The 4,277-nt window shown below is 68.5% G+C and carries 3 protein-coding genes and 2 pseudogenes; 3 read left to right on the forward strand and 2 right to left on the reverse strand.

What is annotated here, in order from left to right; all coding sequences use genetic code 11:
- Together K9U41_RS21930 and gspM are read right to left on the reverse strand one after the other, a co-directional pair.
- Positions 1-308, reverse strand: a pseudogene (locus K9U41_RS21930) (hypothetical protein); the annotation flags it as partial.
- Positions 305-745, reverse strand: coding sequence for a type II secretion system protein GspM (gene gspM / locus K9U41_RS21935; RefSeq protein ID WP_282642963.1), 441 nt, complete (start codon positions 743-745; stop codon positions 305-307). The pseudogene K9U41_RS21930 and the gene gspM, both read right to left, overlap by 4 nt.
- An 82-nt stretch (positions 746-827) precedes the next feature.
- Between gspM and K9U41_RS21940 the strand changes: the two are divergent.
- The 3 genes and pseudogenes from K9U41_RS21940 to K9U41_RS21950 all read left to right on the forward strand — a co-directional run.
- Positions 828-1,079, forward strand: a pseudogene (locus K9U41_RS21940) (recombinase family protein); the annotation flags it as partial.
- A gap of 399 nt (positions 1,080-1,478) precedes the next feature.
- Positions 1,479-2,666 (forward strand): DUF3047 domain-containing protein, encoded by a 1,188-nt coding sequence (locus K9U41_RS21945; RefSeq protein ID WP_282642964.1) that lies wholly within the window; start codon positions 1,479-1,481, stop codon positions 2,664-2,666.
- A gap of 126 nt (positions 2,667-2,792) precedes the next feature.
- A partial coding sequence (locus K9U41_RS21950) for a sensor histidine kinase (RefSeq protein WP_282642965.1) occupies positions 2,793-4,277 on the forward strand: 1,485 nt, incomplete at its 3' end.

Consider the following 4,277-nt stretch of genomic DNA (forward strand, 5'->3'; position numbering starts at 1 on the left):
GTGGCAGAGGCCGCCGGGGCGGGCGGCGACGCCTTGAGCGGGGGTGACGGCGGCCGGCGAGACGGCGTGAACAGCGGCCGCGCGCGGGTCGCGGCGAGGCGTTCCAGCGGTACCGTCCGCACCGGATTTCCTCCCAGCGCCTCGGCGAGGTCGTGGGTCTCTGCCCCGGCGCGCATCTCCACCAGACCGGAGGCGAGGGTTGGGTCGAACAGATCGGCCGCGTGCGCTGCCCCCTCCCCGCCGGTCCGCGCCGCGGCGAGGAGCAATGTCAGAAGGATAATCCGCAGCGCCCCCATGAGCGCACTCAAGGTGCCCCCTGCCAGCGGCCATAGACGGTGAAGCCGACCTTCAGCCGGCCGCCCGCGCTGTCGGAAGCCACCGTTCCGCTTTGTATCGCCAATTCGCTCACATAAAGGAAAGGCAAGCCGGCCTCGATGTCGTAGAGCAGCTTCTGCAGGTCCGCTTCCTCGATGTCGAGGCTGGCCTCGGCGGAAAGGAAGCCGGGTCCCCAACGCTGCCCCTCCACATCGAGGCGGGAGGAGGAAATGCGGCCACCGGAGTTTTCCACCGCGGATGAAAGACGCTCGATGAGCGCCGCGCCGGCGACCGTCGCCGCCACAATCTCGGTCTTCTCCTTCGCCGTCCACGATCGCCGCTTCCGATGACCCGTGATCACCTCGATCCGCCGATAATCATTGGCTTCATGCATGTCTTGATGCATGGCATCATCACCGTCGTTGTCCATCCGAACTGCCTCCTCGCGAAGTTCAGACGGATGATCCTCATCTCCTGCTCCCGCGGTAGGTGGGGCGTTCGTAGCGCTTACGGTCGACGTCGCCCGGCGCCGCGGCTTCCGGACCGTCGAGGTGATCGATGACGATCTCGGCCGGTCGGCGAGCGGCATGGTCGCGCGCCCCGGCTTCGAGAAGCTCGTCGCCGCGCTTTGCGCTGGCGAGATTGGCGCGGTGCTCTGCTTCGACGCCTCGCGGCTGGCCCGCAACGGCAGGGACTGGCATCACCTGCTCGAGCTGTGCGGGCCGGTCGAGGCGAGGGTCATCGACCTCGACTGCGTCTATGATCTCGTCCGGAACCGATCGCCGTGCTGGTCTGGCTGAAGTCTCGGTGCGCGAGATCCATAGGGCGGCAGGGCCAGACTGATCTCACAGGTCCGGGCGCAGTCGACAGCGTGACCGGGCGCGCGGCAGTGGCAGCGGGATTGAGCGGGGGAGGGAATCGCAGAGAACTCGGTCGCTGACCCGGTTTCCCTCTCGATGGGTTGGGTGCGCGGCCGAGCGTCCGTCATCGGCGGCGCGCCGCTTCACACAATCTTCTGACATTTCGCTAACGCCCTCCTGACCCCTTCTCCCGCGCCGTATCGTAGCGTGCGCCGAGGGGCTGTCCGGCCTTCACATCGGACCAAAGGGGAAGTGCCAATGTTGTTATGCGGATGTTGCCCAGATCTGAGGCCGCCGAAGGAGATGGGAACGAGGCGCTCGTTCCTGACCGGCATGGGCGCCGCCGCCTTGGCCGGCGGAGCCTTCGCCACCGGCCTCACTCCGGCGCGCGCCGTCGGCGACGGACTCGGGGCAAGCGGACTGCCGGACGAAGGAGAGCGTGTTAGGGCCATTGTGGCCCTGCTGCACCAACGCGGTATTCCCGAGCTCGCCCGAGCCGTCCCCTTCGAGCTTCGCGGGAAGGACCTGCCGTGGATGAAGGAGCTCGGCGAGGTCAGGACGGGTCAGCAGGTGACCTTCCTTCTCGCCGGCCGCTGGTATCTCGCGCGGGCGGCGGACCTCTGGGTGGAGCCGGGGGTCGCTTTCCACGCCCGCGCCGACAAGGGCCAGCTCTATAATTCGATGGCGAACACCGGGACGATGACCGCGGACCGGGACGGCCCCCTCGCCATCGCCCGCTCCGCCGGAGAATGGGCCTCGCCCAACGGCGATCTCGCGACCCCCACCGATGTCTACCTTGCCGCCGAAGGCCGGATCGAAGGGGTCGCCCTCATATGGAACGGCGATGCGCGCACGGGCCTCGCCCGGCTTGCGGCCATGAGCGACGTGGCGGGGCTGATCCACGACGAGATCGCGCGGCTCGACAAGGTTCCCGTACTCCCGCCGGGCTGGAAAAGCATATTCCTCTTCGGCAACGGCGACGGCACCTTCCGATCCGGGCCGAATAGGGAAATCCTCTGTTCCACCCACAAGAGCGTTGGAATCGTGCAGCGTCCGGTGGCGCTGCAGCTCGCCCCCGGCGCCACCCTCGAATGGAGCTGGGTGGTCGATGAGCTTCCGGCGCCCACGCCGGAGGACGAGATTGGCACCCATGATTATCTGTCCATCGCCGTCGAGTTCGATGACGGGCAGGACCTCACTTACATGTGGAGCGCCGGCCTGCCGTCAGGCCACGTCTTCCGTTGCCCCCTGCCCCTCTGGGCGGGGCGCGAGACCCACATGGTGGTGCGGACCGGACGCGACGAACTCGGGCAGTGGCTCTCGGAAGCCCGTCCGGTCCATGATGACTACAAGGCCCATGTTGGCGGCGACGCGAGGCACATCGTCGGCGTCTGGCTCATCGCCAACAGCGTGTTCCTGCGGCGCTCGGGCCGTTGCCGGTACAGGAACATCGTCGTTTCCAGCAGCGGCTTGCGGCAGACGGTTCTCTAGATTCCGTCCGCGCGGCGACGCCCGAGAAGCCCCGGCCGAACGCCTGCCTCCTTCACCCGATTGCCCAAGGGTGCGGCCGGCGCGCACAATAGCGGCGGAAAAACGCTGGCGCTAACTGGATATTTTATGATGGCGATCATGGGGGATGAGCCTTCGGAAGAGACTCGCCGGTGGCGGAGGCACTGGCTCGCGCTCACGCTGATCGCGGTGCCGCTTGCGGTCATCGCCGCCATGGCGCTGCGAACGATCCACATAGAGCGGACGGCGGGCGAGGCGCGAAACCTGGCGGCGGCGCGAGAGCGGGGCGCAGCGGTCGGCAAGCGCCTCGAGGCGGCCGTGACGAAGGAGATGGAGGCAAGTGAATCGCTGGTGCTCGGCGCCCTGGCTGCAGGCACGAACGAGGTGGACGTGTTGCGCCGGCTCGTGTCCGACGGCGCGGTTGCATTTGCGGTGCACTTCCGCGGCGAGGGACGGGCCTTCCCGCCGGAGGACCCCACCGCAGCCCTGTTGCAGGAGATCCTGAAGCTCGCCAAGCTCGCGCCCGCCCTCTCCCTCGCCCGGTCCCACGCAAAGGGCGATGAAAGGGGCCTCGCATGGTCGGCGATCGACGACCTCCCCACGCTCGTCTCTTGCCGGGTGGTCGGCGAGGCGCAAACCCTCTGCCTCGCTCTGCCTTCTGATCAGGCACTGCGGTCCCTGGCGGAGGAGACGGCGTCAAATACCTATTTTGGGGACGCGCCCGTGGAGATCGTCGATCCTGGGTCGATGACACGGTGGCGCACTGCGCCCGAGGGCGGTCCGCTGGAGCCCGCCGCGAGCATCGATCTTGTCCGGCCGCTGGAGGGCTGGAAGATCCGTGCCGCGGCGGCGCCTTATCCCGCATTCGCCCATGCGGCGCTCGGCGCCTCCGTCCTCGCGCCCGTCGCCATCGGCTGGGGCGTGGCGCTCTGGAGCCTCTTCCGGAGACAGGCCGATGCCGCCGCCGAAGAGCGCCGCCGCGCGGAGTGCGCCGCGCGCCTTTCGCACGATCTGCGCACCCCGTTGTCCAACCTTCTCCTCTATGTCGATCTCATTGCCCGCCACGGCCGGGACACGGCTCCCATCGGCCGCTATTGTGCGGTGCTCGAAGAGGAGATCGCGCGCCTCGGGTCCATTGCCGAAGAAGCGGTGCACCAGGCCCGGGGCGAGCCCGTCCAGTCCGCCGGAACGGCGCCGCTCATTCTAGATGCAGTCGTCGGCGCGCTCATCGTCCGTTACGAGCCGCTCATGCGCGAGGCAGGCTGCGCTGTCGCCTTTTCGGGCGGCGCCGGGCGGCCGGCGCGCCTTGACGGCCGCGTTCTGGAGCGCATCGTCGTGAACCTGCTCGACAATGCCCGACGCCACGCGGCCGGCTCGCGCGTGAGCATCTCGACCACTCTCGAGGCCGAAAGGTTCATATTGCGGGTCCGAGACGACGGCGTGAAAGGCGGCGCAGGCGACACCGGGACTGCGCTCGGCTTCGGGCTCGGCCTGAAGGTCGTCGGGGAATTGGCAGCGACCTGCGGCGGGACATTCGCCGCCGACATCCGTGGCGGCGGCGCCAGCTTCGAGGTGGCCCTGCCGGTCGGGGAG

Origin of the sequence: Xanthobacter autotrophicus, from assembly GCF_029991245.1 — a bacterium.
Classification (GTDB): Bacteria; Pseudomonadota; Alphaproteobacteria; order Rhizobiales; family Xanthobacteraceae; genus Xanthobacter; species Xanthobacter autotrophicus_C.

Bases quoted from the DNA above. Each gene is read 5' to 3' on its own strand.
- K9U41_RS21945 (WP_282642964.1), top strand. From the start codon at position 1,479: ATGGGAACGAGGCGCTCGTTCCTGACCGGCATGGGCGCCGCCGCCTTG.
- gspM (WP_282642963.1), bottom strand. From the start codon at position 745: ATGGACAACGACGGTGATGATGCCATGCATCAAGACATGCATGAAGCC.